The organism is Niallia endozanthoxylica, from assembly GCF_008710145.1.
GTDB lineage: Bacteria > Bacillota > Bacilli > Bacillales > Cytobacillaceae > Bacillus_BD > Bacillus_BD endozanthoxylica.
Map to the genome: position 1 here is coordinate 13,934 of NZ_VYKL01000003.1, position 18,636 is coordinate 32,569.

Annotated in this window: 13 protein-coding genes, 1 pseudogene and 1 riboswitch; of the genes and pseudogenes, 8 read left to right on the forward strand and 6 right to left on the reverse strand. The window is 39.5% G+C overall.

The features are described 5' to 3' along the window. Window positions 1–198: 198 nt before the first annotated feature. The 4 genes and pseudogenes from F4V44_RS00245 to F4V44_RS00260 form a co-directional block, all read right to left on the reverse strand. Window positions 199–1,110 (reverse strand): metal ABC transporter substrate-binding protein, encoded by a 912-nt coding sequence (locus tag F4V44_RS00245; RefSeq protein ID WP_317978288.1) that lies wholly within the window; start codon window positions 1,108–1,110, stop codon window positions 199–201. 71 nt (window positions 1,111–1,181) lie between these two features. Then, the gene (locus F4V44_RS00250) at window positions 1,182–2,039 is read right to left on the reverse strand and encodes a metal ABC transporter permease (RefSeq protein ID WP_150437985.1); all 858 of its coding nucleotides are present in this window, start codon (window positions 2,037–2,039) and stop codon (window positions 1,182–1,184) included. Further along, window positions 2,039–2,782 (reverse strand): metal ABC transporter ATP-binding protein, encoded by a 744-nt coding sequence (locus F4V44_RS00255; RefSeq protein WP_150438027.1) that lies wholly within the window; start codon window positions 2,780–2,782, stop codon window positions 2,039–2,041. Before F4V44_RS00255 ends, F4V44_RS00250 begins: the two co-directional genes overlap by 1 nt. A 601-nt stretch (window positions 2,783–3,383) precedes the next feature. Next, window positions 3,384–3,731 (reverse strand): annotated as a pseudogene (locus tag F4V44_RS00260) (hypothetical protein); the annotation flags it as partial. A 60-nt stretch (window positions 3,732–3,791) separates the two neighbouring features. On the opposite strand from F4V44_RS00260, the gene F4V44_RS00275 reads away from it, so the two are divergent. Next, entirely contained in the window at window positions 3,792–4,004 is a 213-nt protein-coding gene (locus F4V44_RS00275; RefSeq protein ID WP_223881736.1) for a P-loop NTPase family protein, read from the forward strand. A 460-nt stretch (window positions 4,005–4,464) separates the two neighbouring features. Here F4V44_RS00275 and F4V44_RS00285 read toward each other — a convergent pair whose 3' ends face one another. Then, window positions 4,465–6,018 (reverse strand): histidine kinase N-terminal 7TM domain-containing diguanylate cyclase, encoded by a 1,554-nt coding sequence (locus tag F4V44_RS00285; protein WP_150437986.1) that lies wholly within the window; start codon window positions 6,016–6,018, stop codon window positions 4,465–4,467. Between the two features lie 242 nt (window positions 6,019–6,260). Further along, a riboswitch (cyclic di-GMP riboswitch) is annotated at window positions 6,261–6,353 on the forward strand. 45 nt (window positions 6,354–6,398) lie between these two features. Between F4V44_RS00285 and F4V44_RS00290 the strand changes: the two genes are divergently transcribed. The 6 genes from F4V44_RS00290 (at window position 6,399) to galE (ending at window position 16,269) form a co-directional block, all read left to right on the forward strand. Then, window positions 6,399–7,265, forward strand: a complete 867-nt coding sequence (locus F4V44_RS00290) for an amidase (RefSeq protein WP_150437987.1) — start codon at window positions 6,399–6,401, stop codon at window positions 7,263–7,265. 237 nt (window positions 7,266–7,502) lie between these two features. Beyond that, window positions 7,503–9,119 carry a GGDEF domain-containing response regulator gene (locus F4V44_RS00295; protein WP_191090498.1) on the forward strand — a complete coding sequence of 539 codons (1,617 nt, stop codon included), beginning with the start codon at window positions 7,503–7,505 and terminating at the stop codon, window positions 9,117–9,119. A 1-nt stretch (window position 9,120) separates the two neighbouring features. After that, on the forward strand, window positions 9,121–10,173 hold the full coding sequence (locus tag F4V44_RS00300) for a HEAT repeat domain-containing protein (RefSeq protein ID WP_150437989.1): 1,053 nt from the start codon (window positions 9,121–9,123) through the stop codon (window positions 10,171–10,173). Between the two features lie 10 nt (window positions 10,174–10,183). Next, window positions 10,184–11,572, forward strand: coding sequence for a glycosyltransferase (locus tag F4V44_RS00305; RefSeq protein WP_396897461.1), 1,389 nt, complete (start codon window positions 10,184–10,186; stop codon window positions 11,570–11,572). Then, a complete protein-coding gene (locus F4V44_RS00310; RefSeq protein ID WP_150437991.1) occupies window positions 11,565–14,792 on the forward strand; it encodes a hypothetical protein in 3,228 nt (1,075 codons plus the stop codon). The genes F4V44_RS00305 and F4V44_RS00310 overlap by 8 nt, the downstream gene beginning before the upstream one ends. A gap of 478 nt (window positions 14,793–15,270) precedes the next feature. Then, window positions 15,271–16,269: a UDP-glucose 4-epimerase GalE gene (gene galE, locus F4V44_RS00315; protein ID WP_150438029.1), complete on the forward strand. Its 999-nt coding sequence runs from the start codon at window positions 15,271–15,273 to the stop codon at window positions 16,267–16,269. A gap of 143 nt (window positions 16,270–16,412) precedes the next feature. Here the strand turns inward: galE and F4V44_RS00320 are convergent, their stop codons facing one another. After that, window positions 16,413–16,760 carry a helix-turn-helix domain-containing protein gene (locus F4V44_RS00320; protein WP_150437992.1) on the reverse strand — a complete coding sequence of 116 codons (348 nt, stop codon included), beginning with the start codon at window positions 16,758–16,760 and terminating at the stop codon, window positions 16,413–16,415. Window positions 16,761–17,161: 401 nt separating this feature from the next. Here F4V44_RS00320 and F4V44_RS00325 point away from each other — a divergent pair, with 401 nt between their 5' ends. Continuing rightward, on the forward strand, window positions 17,162–18,616 hold the full coding sequence (locus tag F4V44_RS00325; RefSeq protein ID WP_396897462.1) for a glycosyltransferase family 2 protein: 1,455 nt from the start codon (window positions 17,162–17,164) through the stop codon (window positions 18,614–18,616). The last annotated feature ends 20 nt before the right edge of the window (window positions 18,617–18,636 follow it).

Here is an 18,636-nt window from a genome sequence, read left to right on the forward strand (position 1 = left end):
TAAATTGTCTAAAATGGCAGGTCTATTAAACTGAGAATGGGGGCCATTCGAATGCGAAAGGTTTCTACTTTAAATTTCGAATGGTTCCATTATCTAGCTATAGGTTATAGACGGTTCCTTTGGGAGTTATGAATGAAAGACACCCCTATATGAAGAGGTGCCTTTCATTCACTAAAGAGAGTCATATGTTTGCGAAGCTTACTTAGATAAGCCTTCTTTAATTGTCTTCATATTCCATTTCATCATATTGATATACGTATCACCATCTTCGCCGGGTTTTCCTAAAGAATCAGTAAATATCTTCCCTATAATCGGAACACCTGTCTCAGCAGATACAGCCTCCATACTGCGTGCATCGATACTAGTTTCTAAGAATAATCCCTTAATCCCTTTTTCATTAATAAGATTTACAATTCTAGTAATTTGATCGGGGGTTCCTTGATTTTCTTGGTTGATCTCCCAAATATATTCTGCTTGGAATCCATAGGCAGCGCTGAAATATTTAAAGGCGCCTTCGCTTGTGACTAGAACACGTTCTTCTTCTGGAATCTTACTAAATTCCTCTACAGCTTTGTCATGAAGTTCTTGAAGCTTAGTAATATATTCATCTGCATTTTTCTTATACACATCTGCGTTATCAGGATCGACTTTTATTAACCCGTCTCTAGCATTTTCCGCGTATTTTATTCCATTTCTAATGTCGAGCCAAGCATGAGGGTCTTCTTCGCCCTCGTTCCCTTTTGAGGTTAAATACATTGGTTCAACCCCTTTACTCATAAGGAATACAGGAGCATCCTTGTCATCCTTACCTGCTGTTTCCAATAAACGATCAAACCATGAATTTCCCGCTTCTAAATTTAAACCATTATAAAAAATAGCATCGGCGTCTGTTGCTTTTTGAATATCAACTGGCAGTGGATCATATTCATGCGGGTTTGATCCAATAGGTGCTAAACTATGAATCTCAACTAAATCACCACCAACATTTTTCACAATGTCATACACAATCGAATAGGTCGTCACTACTTGAATTTTTTGTTCCTTTCCGTTTGTGGAAGAACTGCTTCTTTCTGTTTTACCACTGCATGCTGCTAATAAGAAAATGGCCATGAATGCTGCCGACAAAACAAGTAAACTCTTTTTAATCAATTTATTTTCCTCCTCATTTTAAAAAAATAATCTTAAGTTAATGAAGCTCTTTTCTTTTTTACTTTTAGTGTTTTCCAAATGAGTCCATGTTTAGGGGAGAGTAAGAAAACGAGAATGAAAATAAACGTTGCCGCAAGTACGATGGTGGCTCCTGAAGCTAAGTTATAGGTGAAACTAAAGTATAGACCAATGATGGATGAAAGGACGCCAATTCCTGCCGCTAGAAAAATCATGACCCATAGACGTTCCGTTAACAGATATGCTGCAGCGGCAGGGGTGATTAACATGGCGACAACTAAGACAATTCCCACTGTCTGCAAGGAAGCAACGGTTACCATTGTTAATAAGGTCATAAGGAAATAGTGAATCAATCGGACGGGTAACCCATAGGCAGCTCCCATCGTTTCGTCAAAAGAAGTAACGAGCAGTTCTTTATAAAAAAGATAGACGGCTAGTAAAACGATCATTCCAATCGCTAGTGTAATCCACATATCGGAAGATCTTACTGCTAGCACATTACCAAATAAGATATGGTATAAATCTGTACTGCTTTTTAGCAAGGTAATAATAATAATTCCTGAAGCAAAAGCTGCTGTGAACATAATGCCAATCGATGTATCATGTTTAATTCGACTGTTTTGGGTAACAAATCCAATCGCTATGGCTGTTAGTACCCCACTAAACACGGCTCCAAAAAAGAAATTAATCCCTAACATGTAGGATATTGCGACCCCTGGAAGAACCGCATGTGATATCGCATCTCCCATAAGAGCCATTCCCCTCAGTATGATGAAACAACCAATGACTCCACAGATAACCCCTACCATAGTCGAAGTTAATAACGCTTTTTGTAAAAAGCCATACTCCATAACTGCTTCAATAAAGACCATTACAACGACACTCCCATCTCATTCATAAAAGCAAATTGTCCTTTATAAGCTTTTTCAATCACTTCTGGCTTAAAGACCTCAGCAACCGAACCGAAACTAATTAATTCTTTATTCAATAAGATTAGTTGATGGAAATAATCATTTGCTTTACTAAGATCATGGTGAACCACAATCACCGTTTTTCCTTGCCGGCAAAGATCTTTTAAGATATGAACAATGGTTTCTTCACTAGTCACATCGACGCCGACAAATGGCTCATCGAGAAAAAACAAATCGGCTTTTTGGGCGAGTGCTCTTGCAAGAAAGACACGTTGTTGTTGACCGCCAGAAAGTTCACCAATCTGTCTTTTACTAAACTCTTTCATTCCTACTCGTTGAAGACATTGAAGCGCCCAGTCTTTTTGCTCTTTTCTCGGCCGGCGAAACCATTTTAAATGCGGATAGGTTCCAAGTAGTACGACATCAAGTACTGTTATGGGGAAATCCCAATCAATATCATTTCGTTGGGGAACATAAGCAATCTGTTTCCTAACCTCTTTAATGGTTTTTCCTAAAACTTTTATCTCACCTTTATCAATAGGGATGAGGTTTAACATGGCTTTTAAAAAAGTTGATTTCCCCGCACCGTTAGGGCCGATAATTCCAACTAAATTCCCCGTTTCAACGGATAGGCTAACTCCTTTTACGGCATCATTTCCATAATAGGAAACATGAAGATCTTTGATATTGATTGCCGGATTCATCATTAATTTCTCTCCTTATTCCTCATTTTTATAGGGGGGATAATAGCATTTAGCCAAGATCAATAATATTACCAAAACATATTTGTTAGTGTTTAAGACTTGTTCACCTGAAATGTTTCATTGTCCTAAAAAAATTAGCTAACCCTAAAAAAGTTTCCTTAATGCAAATTATATGTAAAACATATCCACAGGTCAATGCTAAAAATAAATTTTCTAAATTCACTGTACTTTTTATCAAAACATGGTCAAAGATTAATATTTGCTGCATATATATGTTTGTTAAAGGTTTTTGAAATGTGCGGACAGTTTTGCCATTTCAATGATTCTGTTAAGCAATCACTGTGGAGTTTAATCTCTAAAGGGATTGCTTTTTTGTGCGCTTTCTCCGAGAGAAAATCAAACGATACCGTAATGCTTCTAATAAAAAGGCGGAAAGGACCATGAGGACAGGTTCCTGGTTCTAGTCAAAAAAAATAAAGGAAAGTTCTGTAGGGATGTAGAATCCCATAGAACTTTCCTTTACTGACCATATCTTTTTGTTCTTCATTATAACTAGTGTGAGGGAGCAGTCTATATTTTCCACCAGCGTTGATACGAGTGATTACCCTTCATACCCAATGATTAAACCATCGCTTCCAATAACATATCCATCTACCGTGACATTTGCAGCCATAGAAGGCGATAAATAATACCAAGCCAATCCATCATAAATCCATCCGCTGGCCATCGAAGGTGTTAAGTAATACCAAGCGGTGCCATCATGTATCCAACCGGTAGCCATAGAACCGTCTGATTTTAAGTAATACCAAGCCAATCCATCATAAATCCATCCAGTAGCCATAGATCCATCCGAATGTAAATAATACCAGGTACCATCAAAAATCCAGCCGGTTTTCATCACACCATTTCTGTTAAAGAAGTACCATGTGTTAGTTAAATTTTTCCAACCTTTAACGACTGACCCATTGCTATAGTAATACCAATTTCCGTTTAGATTTTTCCATCCATCATGCGCACGATTATGGGGTTAATCACCATCGACGAGGGGAATATCGAGCTGTTTGGGGAAACAGGCGTGAAAGGTTTGCAGCATGCGCGAAGAAAAATGGGTCAATCGATTGAAACGCCGGCACTTTATCCAGAGTTAACAGCTTGGGAGAACTTGAATGTGCAAGCAGCAAACGGGGGTGTAAGCGAGCGGATTAGGCCTCTATTTGTCTAAAAAGTTAGTGGAAAAGATGAATGGGCAGATGGATGCAGAGCTGGAAGAAGGCTGGTTTGTTCTTCGGATTTATTTTCGGACACTGTAACGAGATGCCCTATAGAGGTATGAGATTTTTGAAAAAAAGTGTGAAGCTTAGCTGGGTGGCTGATTCTGTTTTTCTGGATGCGTGGTTTTGGGAGCATTGAAAAAGAAGTGCTCTGTCAGAATCGGGTTATCATTCTGACAGGAAAGCGGTGGAAATCCCCGGTCTAGTCAGAATGGAGCTCTGATTCTGACAGAAAAGCGGTGAAAGTCCCGGGTCTAGTCAGAATGGAGCTCTGATTCTGACAGAAAAGCGGTGAAAGTCCCGGGTCTAGTCAGAGTCCACCCCTGATTCTGACAGAATTGAGCTGAAAAGCCCTCGTCCTGTCAGAACCATCCTCCTCATTTTTCTGACCATGAAATGCACCCTAGTATTCTAAATGTCCTCATAAATAGCAACGTAGTTTCTCCCCTTGCTTTTAGATTCATAGAGTGCCTGATCTGCTTCTCTGATTAGAACTTCTAGTGTGTTATGGCTATCTTCTTTTCTTATCAGCGCTGAGGAAATACCGAAACTCGATGTTACATAAATTTCGTCATTATAATAAGTGGTGCTATGCTGGGAAATCCTCACACGAATGGATTGAGCCAGTTCATAGGCTTCGGTTAATGATGTATCCGGCAAGCAAATAATAAACTCTTCGCCGCCATATCGACCCATAATATCATTGGTTCGGAGACTTTCCTTTGCTGTACTGGCGATGTGAGTTAAAACCTTATCGCCGGCCTCATGGCCAAATGTATCGTTAATCTTTTTAAAGTGGTCGATATCAAACATAATGATGGAAACATCTCTTCCGTTAAGGGAGCCAATAACTCTCTCAGATTCCTGCATGAAAAAGGTACGATTATATACCTGTGATAACCCGTCGATGCTCGCTAGTGTCTTTAATTTCTTCTGCAGATCCACTTTTTCTGTTACATCTACAAATGTTATAATCTTCCCAATTTCATAGTTGTTTTTATTTGTTACCGTCGAAAACTGAATTTGAAAATAAACTCTTTCTTCATCACGGCAGATTTCGTAATCGCATTCCCTCTCTAGCATGAAAATCTCGGCAAGCGGTCCTGTTTTTCCAACCGCATCAACGATAGATTTTCCAATAGATTGAGAGTTTAATGCAGGAATGATGGCCAACATTGCATCGTTATAATCAACAATCATTCCGTTTTGATTTAATACGATTACCCCATTTTTCATCTTTTCAAATACAGTATCCCGAGCAATGGGTGTGACATTGAACATTTGGTAGGATACAAGCGCTGCGCCATGGAAGAGAAAAGATATACTCATGGATACGGGTCCTAAATCAATACCATGTGGGCTCAGGCCATTTACATAATAATAGTTTGCTATGATAGGGGTAAGAATTCCAGCTGTCATTAAAATAATCTGCATACGAAACCGAAAGGAGGCTGCTTTTTTTAATTGCGAGAGTAAGACAATGACGCTCATCATTAAACACATAAAAAGAAATAATGAATGAACGTAAAACCAAGGACCATGTTCTAACTTTAACGTTGGGAATGGGCCGTCATTATTTAGCTGGATTGAGGTGTAATATAAGCGGTGAAGCTCATTTGTTCCATGGATAAAGATAGTAATAATAGGAACAATAAATAAGAGAAGGCGTTTCCTTTGTTTTAATTTTAGACCAGTATATTCTAAGCACATCAAGAAGATAAATACTGGGATAAACGGCAATACAAGGTACTCAATATTCAGCCAAAATATCATTCTTTCCAGTGAAGTGCTTGATAATTCCAATGCATAGGAAAACGTGAAAACAGCTGAAAAAAGAGTGGCTAACATATACGGATGCGCACCAGGAGCATCTTTCAGACGAAATTGGGCATATAAAAACAACAAAAAACTTAAAATGCTGGCAATGCTGACAGCAAGGATGTATACAAATAATTCATCGAGCATAGATTCCACTCCAAAGATTTCTCATAATCATTATTCCTATTATTATAGTATTAAAATGCGAATCTTGTCCGGTGAGAAGTACTATAAAAAATGAAATGCTGAAACAGTGATACTGTTTCGCCTATTAGGGATAAAAAGGCTTTTTTGAAACGTGAAAGCCGTCCTAGTCTTTCAAAGATTCTGGTTCATTCTTGTCATATTAATATAGTAAATAAATCCCATGGTAAGGTATAATCGAGATAAGATGATAAAGGCAAACTTTACCGAAAGGGAAGGACGCAAAGCCGTGAGCCTAACCGCTTCTTTCAGGAGTGTATGGTTGTCAGGTTGCCGGGTTCTCGTTCTATGGGCCTCGGCTAATAGAATGGGAGGTCTTCTCTATGAAAAAAGCAGCGGTGTTACTGTTATTTATTTTGGTGCTTGGGGGATTAGGTTTGAACGTGAATGCAGCCTCTTCTGCGGATCGGGCGACATGGCTATGGAATCCGTGGATGATTGTGAATGATGAGGAAGGAACATTAGCGTTTCTCGAAAGCAAGCAGGTAAACAAAGTGTACGTTCAGATTGACCGCGAGATTCCAATGAAAATCTATCAGAGTTTTATTACCCTTGCTTCTGCAAAGGGAATAGAAATATATGCGCTTGACGGGGCACCAGACTGGGTAGCGCCTAAAGGAACGACCAATCAAAACAAGCTGTTTAATTGGCTTAAAAATTATCAAAATGGGTCAACGTCGGAACAAAAGTTTGCCGGTATTCATTTAGATGTAGAACCTTATTTATACAATGGATGGACAACCAATCAAGCCGCAACCATTAAATCGTATCAAGCACTATTGTCCAAAGCGAAAACGGATGCTTCTGGCATGAATCTTCCGCTTGAGGCAGACATGCCATTCTGGTTTGATGAGATTATTTATCGTAATACGTATGGAAAAGGAATGCTGGCTGAGTGGGTCATTGCTAATACCGATAGTGTAACCATTATGGCTTATCGCGACGGGGCCTCAATGATTATGGATATTGTTGAGAATGAAATCAATCTTGCAGGGCAATATGGCAAATCACTTGTCATTGGAGTGGAAACAGGGCAAACAGACGAAGGTGAAGGGATTACCTTTTTTGAGGAAGGAGAAGCCTTCATGAATGGGGAACTAAAAGCCGTAAGTAACCATTATGCGGGTTCCCCTGGTTTCAAAGGGATTGCCGTTCACCATGCGGGAAGCTGGATGGAGCTAAACCCATAAGAATAGAATGTGTATTTACATAGTGCCACCGAGGGAAAGTTGGGTGGCACTATTTTTAGATTTTTTTTACACCATTATATGAAAATAAGTGTTACTCGTAGCATCGGTAGGATGAATTCAAAGAGCGTTCCGTGAAACAATATGGAGAAACGAGATGATTTCGGTGCGCGCCCTGTCATCGAAAAAAGATAGATGAAACGCAGAACCGTCCCCGCGTTTCAAAGCAGGAGAAGGTCTATGAATAATTACAAACAAGAGTTGATAAGATCCGTACGGAAGAAGTTGGAAACGTGGTTATATCAAGAATCTATTAGACAAAATGAATTAGTTCAATTTCTTCACTCCATTTCACAGACAGCTGCGGTGATTGGGTTAGACCGTGCGTGTGACATGGCACAATCGCTTATGAGTCAAATGAATGAAAATGACGAAAAGGAATGGACAAAGGAAAGCATACAAGAATTGTTAAACCCTTTAATTTCTATCTTTTATTATGAAGAATATCCAGAGTTGAATGAAGTTATTGAACAAAAGGAAGGTTTGTACGATAAAAAGCTGATTTTATTAATAGATGATGATTCGAGTTTTATCATGTTTCTAAAGGATGTGCTAGGAGAAATTGGCTGGGTGGTTATGGCTGCGGCTGATTCGGATCGAGCTCTCCATTCTTATTATGATTTAAGACCTGATTGTGTCATGATTGCTACCCATATTCAAGATAACAATGGGCTTGATGTGCTAGTAGCGCTTAAAGAAGGCATGAGGCAACAATTTGTACCGACCATCATTATTACTCGTGACCCATCAAAGGAAACAAGGGTGAAAAGTTACCGGCTTGGTGCAGATGACTATATTCCAGTTCCATGTGAAATGGATGAGTTTATTGTGAGAGTCAACCGGCAATTAGAGAGAAAACAGGCCATTGATGATGTGATGCTGCTTGATGAATTAACAAGAGTATACAATCGAAAATATTTGCAGCCGTCATTTGAAAGGATGGTCAGTCAGTTTAAAAGAAGAAAAGTAGTGTTTAGTATGGCCTTAATTGATTTAGATTGCTTCAAACAAGTGAATGAAAAGCATGGCCATATGGCAGGGGATCATGTATTAGTCAATTTTGCTAGAATGGTTAAGAATACGTTAAGACAGAGCGATATTATCATTCGTTATGGCAGTGATGAATTTCTCCTCCTGCTTCCGGGAGCGCAGGCTAAGGATGCTAAACAGGTATTGGATAGAATTCGTCTTTCCTTTTCACAGGAAAAGTTTGCGGATGTTCGTCCAGATCAAACCTTTCAGTGTACCTTTTCTGCCGGTGTACACGAAATTCAAGAGGATGAGCTAGATTTGAAGCGGAATATCGAAATTGTCGGTCAAGCCTTATATGAAGCAAAGCAGGAAGGCAGGAACATGGTGAAAATTGTTCCAGTCAACAATATCATCTACCATCAAAAGCATATTCATGTCGGGATTGTTGATGATGATCCCATTATTCGAACGATGCTGACAGATATCATTCGCAAATCTAAACTGACAGATGACATTATATTGGACATTCAAACCTTCAAAGACGGCATGGAATTTTTTGAGTCAAACTGGTATGGGGAAAGTGCGGAGCCATATTTGATTATTTTAGATGGGATGATGCCCCGTATGGACGGAATAGAAGTTCTGCAGAAGCTTAGAGAGTTGAGCTTTCAAGAGAGATTTACCATCATGATGCTTACCTCAAGGAAAAGTGATCAAGATATATCGCGGGCACTTCTCCTTGGAGCAGATGATTATATGACAAAGCCGTTCAAGCCCTTGGAGCTCGAAACCCGGATTGGGCATTTAATTAAAAGGATGAAATAGAATGATTGAAATGAATTTGGCTTTGCTTTTTATACTGTTTCTTGTCCTGCTTTTTATCTTAATCAGCCTTTTTTTCTATTTAACCGTTAAGAAATATTTAAAAAATCAAATGAGGCAAAGAATCGATACATTCAAGGAAGACTATCGCTTGGCTGTATTTCATTATTTGCAATCAGGCCAATCAAGTTTAATGGAGTCAGACCTTGAAGAAGAGAAGGTCATCGCTCTAATTGAATTACTTAGTGATTATTCCAATGTAATCGTAGGCAGTGATGTGGAAGAAAGAATTCATCTTTTTGCAAAGGAGCATATCACGGATTTTCTAATAAAAGAGTTAAAACAAAAACGCTGGAGTCTTCGAATGAATGCCCTATTTTCAATAGAAGATTTCTATATGGTTCATTTCGTTCCTTTCTTACATGAGCTTTATCAAAAACGAGGGACTAGCCTGTCGGAAAAGGCACAAATATTAAAGCTGCTGGCCAAGTTCGATGATCCAAAAATCGTTGACTATCTGAAAAAAACGGACGAGAGTCTATCTGAGTTTTCATTAGTATCGATTCTTTCGGTCATGGAGGAAGAAAAGCTTGATGAGTTAATTGCAAGCTTTGATGATTTGTCAAAAAGAATGCAATACATAGTAGTAGACATGATTGGCAAGCGGCAGCTTACCGGGCATCATTCTTTATTGCAAAGATTAGTGCTAGAGGACGAGACAGAATTAAGAATTCGTTCGTTAAAAGCTTATGCGAATTCAGGCATTCCGATTGATGCGGAAGCCATCCATAGATTTTTCGAATCGGATAATTGGCAGCTGCGGATGATGGCGGCAAAGGTATCTGGAATGCAGCGAATCGAAGGGTATCAATCAACGTTGATTGCTCTTTTATCTGACCCTGAATATGTGGTGCGGGCTGAAGCAGCAAAAGCCATCCTACGGTTTAAGGAAGGCGAAGCGATTTTACAAAAGGTAATAGAAGAGTCAAAAGATGTATTTGCAAAGGATATGGCTGTTGAGTGGCTTGAGAAGGAGGGAGTCGGTTATTCCTATTAATTGGCCGGATATTTTAATCGTTGGAAGTTGGATTATTTTCCTGTATATGATCATGATGATCCTTGTGTACGGCGGAATGCTTATTCTTTCCCTCTCGCAAATTAGAAAAATTTATCAGCTTGATGAGTACGAGCCGTATGAGGAGCTGCTGCAGTCCGAATATACAAAGCCGGTGTCCATTCTTGTCCCTGCCTATAATGAATCGGTCGGAATCTATGGAAGCATCCGGTCCTTGCTGTCTATTGAATATCCGGAATACGAGATTATCATCATTAATGATGGCTCGACAGATGATACGCTTGAAAAGCTGATGGACAAATTTCAGCTGAAAAAAATCAATCGTGTATATCGAAAACAATTGGAATCGAAGAGGATTAAAGGAGTCTATCAATCTGCTATTCACCCCCATTTAGTGGTGCTCGATAAGGAGAATGGCGGGAAAGCAGATGCCTTAAATGCGGGGATTAATTGCTCCAGATATCCTTATTTTTGTTCATTGGACGGGGATTCAATTATTGAACGGCATGCTTTCTTAAAGGTGCTGAAGCCGATTATTGAATCGGACGATGAGGTGATTGCTTCCGGCGGGAGTGTGAGGATTGCCAATGGCTGTGATATTCAAAACGGCGAACTGAAAAGTGTGGGCTTGTCGAATAATCCGATTGTGCTGATGCAGGTCATTGAGTATTTGCGGGCCTTTCTAACAGGGCGTGTCGGATTAAGCAGCAATAATTTGCTGCTCATTGTTTCAGGCGCGTTCGGCGTGTTTTCGAAAAAGTGGGTGGTGGAAGCAGGGGGCTATACCCATACGGTTGGAGAGGATATGGAGCTTGTCGTTCGGCTGCATCGGTATGTGAAGGAACAAAAGGTGAACAAAAAAATTACCTATGTGCCGGACCCTGTGTGCTGGACAGAGGCTCCTGATTCCATAAAGTATTTGAGGCGTCAGCGCAAGCGGTGGCATCGAGGCTTATTTGAAAGCTTATGGAAGCATAAAAAGGTCATGTTTAATCCCAAGTATGGCTCAATCGGGTTATTTTCTATGCCTTATTTCTTTTTTATTGAATTTTTAGGTCCGCTGGTTGAGCTGATTGGTTATATTTTATTGATTGTTTCCATTTTTACAGGAAGCATTCAGATTCAGTATGCCCTATTATTTTTCCTGCTTTCCTTGATCTACGGCTCCGTTTATTCAATGGCAGCGGTGCTCTTGGAAGAATGGAGCATGGAGAAGTATCCGAAGGTGAAGCACTTTACAACATTATTTTTGATGTCTTTGACAGAGACCCTTTGGTACCGCCCACTCACGGTGATTTGGCGTGTTGAAGGGATGATTGAAGCGATTTTTGGCAAAAAAGGATGGGGAGAAATGGTACGAAAAGGTGTTTCAAATGATTAGGAAAAAAAGAATGATTCCAGTGGGGATTGCCTTGCTTTTCTTACTATTCACTTCCCCATTTTGGATATGGCAATTGAAGCCTTCCCAAGAGTTGAATATGTTGATTATGGACAAGACGGTTCCAGATGAGTCGTATCGTGAACATAAAGGGCTCGTGTGGCTCTTGAATCACTTGAAGCTTAGAAAAAGTGGGAATGAAGCGTATGATTCAAAACAAGATTACGTCGGGTTTGTTCCGGCTGATCAGCCGCCGGAGTTTACGGTCAGGGAGCTGCCAGAGGATTTATCACCATATGATGTTTTATATGTAGCGGATAGCTATGGAGTATATAAAGATGAATATGACGGAGAAAATCAGGAGGGAAACCGTTCGGAACTGCTGTATGGAGGGTTAACAACTGATGAGGTGAATCGGATAGGCGACTCTCTTATCAAACATAATCAAACACTCATCGCTGAGTTTAATACATTTGGGTCTCCAACGGAACCGACTGTGAGAGAAGGCTTTTACGATTTTCTGCATGTCAAGTGGACAGGGTGGATGGGCCGTTATTTTCATGATTTGAGTAATGATGAGGTGCCAATCTGGCTTAAGCAAAACTATGAAAAGCAGTATGGTGAAGAGTATCGATTTAAAGGAAATGGCCTTGTGTTTGTAAGTGAGGAAGACAAGGTGATTGTGTTAACGGAGAAGGAAATTTCTGATGAACCTGTTCAATTTACACTAACAGAAAAGGGCAGGAGCGAATATGAACTGAACGAAAGCATTTCGTATAACTATTGGTTTGACATTATTGAACCGTATGATGGAGAGGAGGTTCAAGCCCAATTTGAATTGTCATTATCCAATAAAGGGGAAGAAAAGCTTAAGAGCAGTAGGATTCCATTAACTTTTCCAGCCGTCGTTCATCATCAAGCAAAACTCTATGACAGCTACTATTTTGCCGGTGACTTTGCAGACCAGGAAAAAACACCGAATTTCTATAGGATGAGCGGCATCACATGGTGGCAACAGCTGTTTTCCTTTGGTGGGAAGGGAAGAACGGATACCTTCTATTGGGAAGCTTATGCGCCGATGATGAAGGAGATTTTAACTAAAAAGAAAGAAGTCTCCAGCAGTGACGAAGCACTTGTCCCAGGTATTCAAACAGTAAACGATATGAAGGTTATAGGGAAATCGGGAGATGACTATCTGCAGGTCTATAAAAACGGGGCATGGGGGGATCTCCTCATTAAAGGTGTGAACATGGGGATTGCAAAGCCCGGCTCCTTTCCAGGGGAAACGAAGATTAGTAAGTCGGAGTATGCCCGCTGGTTCGAGCAGATTAGTGCTATGAATGCGAACGCCCTTCGAGTGTATACGATTCACCCGCCTGCCTTTTACCAGGCATTATATGAGCATAATCGTAATCGGAAGAACCCGCTATACTTGTTCCAGGGGGTCTGGGTCAATGAAGAAATCTTTTTAGATAAGAAGAATGCCTTTGATCCAGCGGTAATGGGTGATTTCAAAAAGGAAATTCAGCGTACGGTTGATCTGATTCATGGAAATGCCGAAATTGAGGAAAGAGCCGGACATGCCAGCGGAACCTATGCACATGACTTGTCTCCATATGTATTAGGCTGGATTCTTGGGGTTGAGTGGGATCCTGAAGGGGTTGTCGGGACAAATGAAAAAAATGCGGACCGAACAAGCTTTAATGGAACCTATATCATGACAGAAGAAGCGACACCATTTGAAGCGTGGCTGGCGGAAGTAATGGATTTTACGGCTGTATATGAAGCGGAGAACTACGGCTGGCAGCATCCGTTAAGCTTTACCAACTGGGTCACAACGGACTTGCTTAGTCATCCGGCTGAACCAAATCTAGAAGAGGATCTTGTTTCAGTTAATCCAAATGTGATAAAAGCGAAGGACTCCTTTTATCCAGGGCTTTTTGCCTCCTATCATATCTACCCTTATTATCCAGACTTCCTAAACTTTGAGGAAGAGTATGTCGAGTATGTGGATCATCGCGGGAAGAAAAACAATTATGCTGGCTATTTACATGATATGAAAGAGCATCATAATATGCCGCTCTTGGTAGCGGAATTTGGCATTCCGGCATCAAGAGGCCTAACCCATGAAAATGTGTATGGCTTTGATCAAGGAAATCACTCAGAACAGGAGCAAGGGAATTTAGTAAAAAGCCTTTTTGAAGATATTGTTGAGGAAAAAATGGCAGGCGGACTGGTCTTTTCTTGGCAGGATGAGTGGTTTAAACGAACGTGGAATACCATGGATTACGACAATCCAGATCGCAGGCCGTTCTGGGATAATATACAAACAAATGAGCAGCATTTTGGTCTGCTTAGCTTTGAGCCGGATACGAAGGACACACAATTATTGGTAGACGGGGACCCTGCCGATTGGAAGGCAAGGGGAGAGAAATCGATAATAACCAATGAAAAAGGCCCGGTTAAGAAGGTCTATATGTCAAGTGATGCCAAAGGTCTATTTTTGCGCATTGATTATGATCAGGAACAGTGGAAGGATGATTTACAAGCATCGATTTTGTTAAATACCATCCCAAACCAAGGGCAATCAACGATTCCAGAGGTTCCTTCGGCAAAGGAAGAAGGCATTGATTTTCTAGTTGAGCTGAATGGAAAGGAACATTCCAGAGTGTTAATTGATAGTTATTATGATACTTTCTATTACGCCTATGGGCAGATGCTTCAGATGATTCAAACGGAATCCTATGCTAGCACTCCAAATAATGGTGTATACCATCCGATTCGCTTAACGTTGAATAAGGAGTTAACCATCAATAGGGAGGAAGGTCCTGTGATGACTGTACCGTTTTCAGCGTATGAAACAGGGAAGCTGACATATGGAAATGGTAATCCGGAATCTACAGATTTCAATTCTCTTGCTGATTTTTATATGAAGGATGGCCTATTAGAGCTTCGGCTGCCATGGCTTCTATTAAATGTGAAGGACCCAAGTCATAAGGAAATTATGGGGAATATTTGGTCTAATGAAGCTCTCGGCAGCTCAGAGAAGATTGATTCCATATCTGCTGCGGTTATCGTAACGAACAAAGAGAAAGAGATGGTGCAGCGAGTGCCTTCCCAATCTGCTTGGATGTCGTATACGTGGGAGAATTGGGATGAGCCGGTTTATCATGAGAGGTTGAAGAAGTCGTATGAGGTGATGAAGGAAGCTTTTTCGGATTGACAGATTGGGGCTGTATCATAGGTAATAAGTACTTTAATTAAGAGATTATTTATTTTGGAGGCTTTCTAAAAGGCGTCTAGTATCCACTGATTGTGGTGCTTGCTGACTTTTTTAGAAAGTCTTTTTCTTGTTGTACAAATGCATCACAATCCCCGCTATAAAGTGGGGTTTCCATTATTTTCCGTCCTCCTAAAGAAGAAAAGGTAAAGAAATATCAGGATTTTATCACTAAAAAATAAAGGAGATGTTTTTGTGGAAAATTGTTGGAAAGTGTTGTATTTTTTATAGGTCAAAGAGTCTGATTAGTATTCCTTATAGAAGTAAATAGTGTATAATGAACATTATAGTTCTTATTAAAGAACATTTAAAGATGGAATTGAGAATCATCTTCATCTATCCGTCTTTCTGAAAGTAAGATAGGAACTGAATAATAATTTGTAGAATGCAATAAATGATTGATAAAAGTGGAGAAAAAATGATGGCTATATTAGTAACGGGTGGAGCAGGGTATATTGGATCACATACTTGTGTGGAACTTTTGAATGCAGGTTATGAAATCATTGTGGCAGATAACTTTTCTAACAGTAAGCTGGAAGTGCTGGATTGTATTCGTGAGATTACAGGAAGAAACTTCACCTTCTATAAGGCAGATTTACTTGATAAAGAGGCATTAAATACTATTTTTGAAGAAAATGAAGTAAAGGCGGTCATTCATTTAGCTGGATTAAAGGAAAAGTTTCCCGAAAAATCCCTTTGGTACTATCATCAGAATCTAATTAGTACGCTTATTCTCTGTGAAGTAATGGAGAGCCATCAGGTGAAGACCTTAGTATTTAGCTCATCAGCAGCCGTTTACGGGTTATCGGAGAAAGTGCCGATAGATGAAGAGCGTTTGCTGGGAGCAACGAGTCCATATGGTCAGACAAAGCAAATGATTGAAGAAATTTTACGTGATATGTACGAGTCTGACCGAGAGTGGAGCTTTGTTTTTTTACGTTATTTTCAAGCTATTGGAGTGCATAAAAGTATCAGCATTGGTCAGGAGTTGTACAACCTATCAAATAAACTTTTGTCTGACATTTTTCAAGCAGAAGTTGGAAAGACATCTGAATTGTCCATTAGTCTTGGTGTTGATGGAGTAATGGCGAATGATTATATTCATGTAGTTGATGTGGCAACAGGCCACGTAAAGGCACTTAAAGGGGCATTAAGGAGTAAGAGTCTACAGGTTTATAATCTGGGTACGGGCAGAGGGTATTGTGATTTAGAACTGGTTACAACTTTCGAAAAGGTATCAGGGAGAAAGATCCCATATAAAATCATAAGTGAATATCCAGGTGATAATGGAGTTAGGTGCGTGGACCCAACAAAAGCCAAGTTAGAACTAGGGTGGGCTGCTGAAAGAGGAATGGAAGAGATGTGTGGAGATAGTTGGAGATGGCTTGTTCACCTTTCGAATGAACTCAAAGAGAAGTAACTGTATTTTTAGATAAAGAAGCAGAGACACATGTCTTTTTCCATATATAACCCGTAAACATCGTGCTTCTTGTTTACGGGTTATTTATTGTGCTTATTTGCAGATTTTACTTCTCAGGCACGCTGCTGCCATTACTGCTGTCATCAATGAGAATCCAACTTATCCTGTTTTTTTAAAAAGCTTTGATATTCAGCGTATCTTTGAAAATCCTTTTTTTCCAACCCATCTTCAATTGCCTGTGAGATTAGTAATAACCATTCATGATTTAAATCTTTAGCAAATTTGTTTTCATAACTAGTGTGGTTTAATAGGGTTTCAAGATGTATATCTAGTGATAATGAAATCTTATTTAAAAACTGCAGTGATGGATTGGTTTGTAAGCCTCTTTCAATCTCACTTAAATAAGACTTTGAAACATTGGCCTTTTTTGCTAGCTCAGAGATAGATAATCCCTTTTCCTCCCTAATCTGTTGAATCTTTTTTCCTATCATATCCCTGCTCCTTTCATTTATTTCATTAAAACTCTTATCAATTTGTTCATTATACAGAACAATAAGTTCTTTATAAAACTTGAAAAATTAAGTAAATAGGAGTTTTGAAGAGATAATAGCCAAAAAATGTTCTTTATTGAGGTTTATTTCCTAATTTTTAGATTTTAATATTTAATACTTTTGAAGTATAATCGATTTAATAGTTCGATAAAACGAACAAACAGGTGCTATTTTCATAGATTATATAAACATAAAGAACAAGGAATAAACTATCTAAGCCCTATAAGGCGGACTAAACTTCTAGTATTATTGGAGGGTGAAAAATGGAGAACGTAGTTCGGCTTTCCAGTGATTTTAACGAATCACCAGAACCGTTTATTACCGGTGTTAGAAACACGTTTATGAGGCCAAGAATTGTTGTATTTATACCAGCACATAATGAGGAGAAATCCATTCGTGACTGTTTAGCTGGATTAGGTGATCAAACTATACCTCAGGATGTTGAACTGGATGTAATTGTCATTGCAGATAATTGTACGGATCGTACAGAAGAAGTAGCATTAGAGGCTGGTGAAGAATTTAACCTTAGATTAAAGGTGCTTAAAACACAGAATAATAGACAACGAAAGGTTGGGGCATTGAATTCAGCGTGGAAAAGTATCTATGGAGATCCATTAGACTTATATGATAAAAAGCTAACTAAATATCAAGAGTACTATAAGCATTCAGTTAAAGCCATCCTTGGAATGGATGCTGACAGCCGCCTTGCACCAGATGCCTTGTGCCAATTGTGGGAAGGTCTTATGAGCTCTCGGAATATTGGCGGGGTTATGGCTAAGTACACGATGAGGATGCCTAAAAAGAAAAGTTTTATTTCTAAAGATGATGTTCGTTATGAAGAAAAACTGGCAACCGGAGAATATGGCGGGCCCGTTGCCAGATGGTGGACACATCAACAAAAACAGGATATGGCGAGCTGGCTGTTAGATTTGCAGTACAGAGGCGGCAGTACCTATGTGCTAGGTGGACAAGCAACCTTATTTCGGCCGGAGGCATTACAGGATATTGTAGATGAAAACAAGTTAGATGGACCTTGGCAAGATGAAAGTGATGTAGAGGACATGCTTTTAACATGGCAAATGCAAAAAAAATGGAAGACACTTATTAGTCCGACTGCCCGTTGTTTTGTTGATGCTATGAAATCCTATCATACCTTTCGACAGCAACGAAATAAATGGCAGTCAGGAACGGTTGAATTACTAACCAATAGTGATATTGGCGTTAAATCAAAACACAAATGGAAAATTTGGCGTTCCCAATTTAAATCATTTACTGATCTGACCATTCGCCTATTATTTGTCACTTTATTAATCGTAGCTTTGGCAACCGATCAATTTTTTTGGTCTTGGATTTGGGTAACACCTATTGTCTTAGCGTCTGTTTTAAATACCATCCTGGCGATAAAGACTCCCATGCATAGAACGATTGATGTAGTGTTAGCGGCTTTATTGATTAGTCCTGAAATCTATCTATGGGTAAACTTAATTACCTTTGCAAATGTTTGGCTAGGAAAATTTTCAGCTAATAAAAAAGACGGGTGGGCTATTCAGTACAACGCAGAAAGCGGTAAAACAAAAAGTAAACTGAAGGAAGGAATCATTGTGAGTACCCTTTTAGTTGGACTGTTAGTTTATTTCTGCATCGATCAAAGAGCGTTCTTAACGAGCGAAACTGTACAAACGGCTGTCAAGCCATATTTACAAACAGGGTGGACGATATTAACCTATTTAACCATTTTCACTTCCTTAGTCATGCTTTACCAAATTTGGACATTAAGATCCAGTCATAAAGCGTAATTCTATAGAAGCTATGAAAC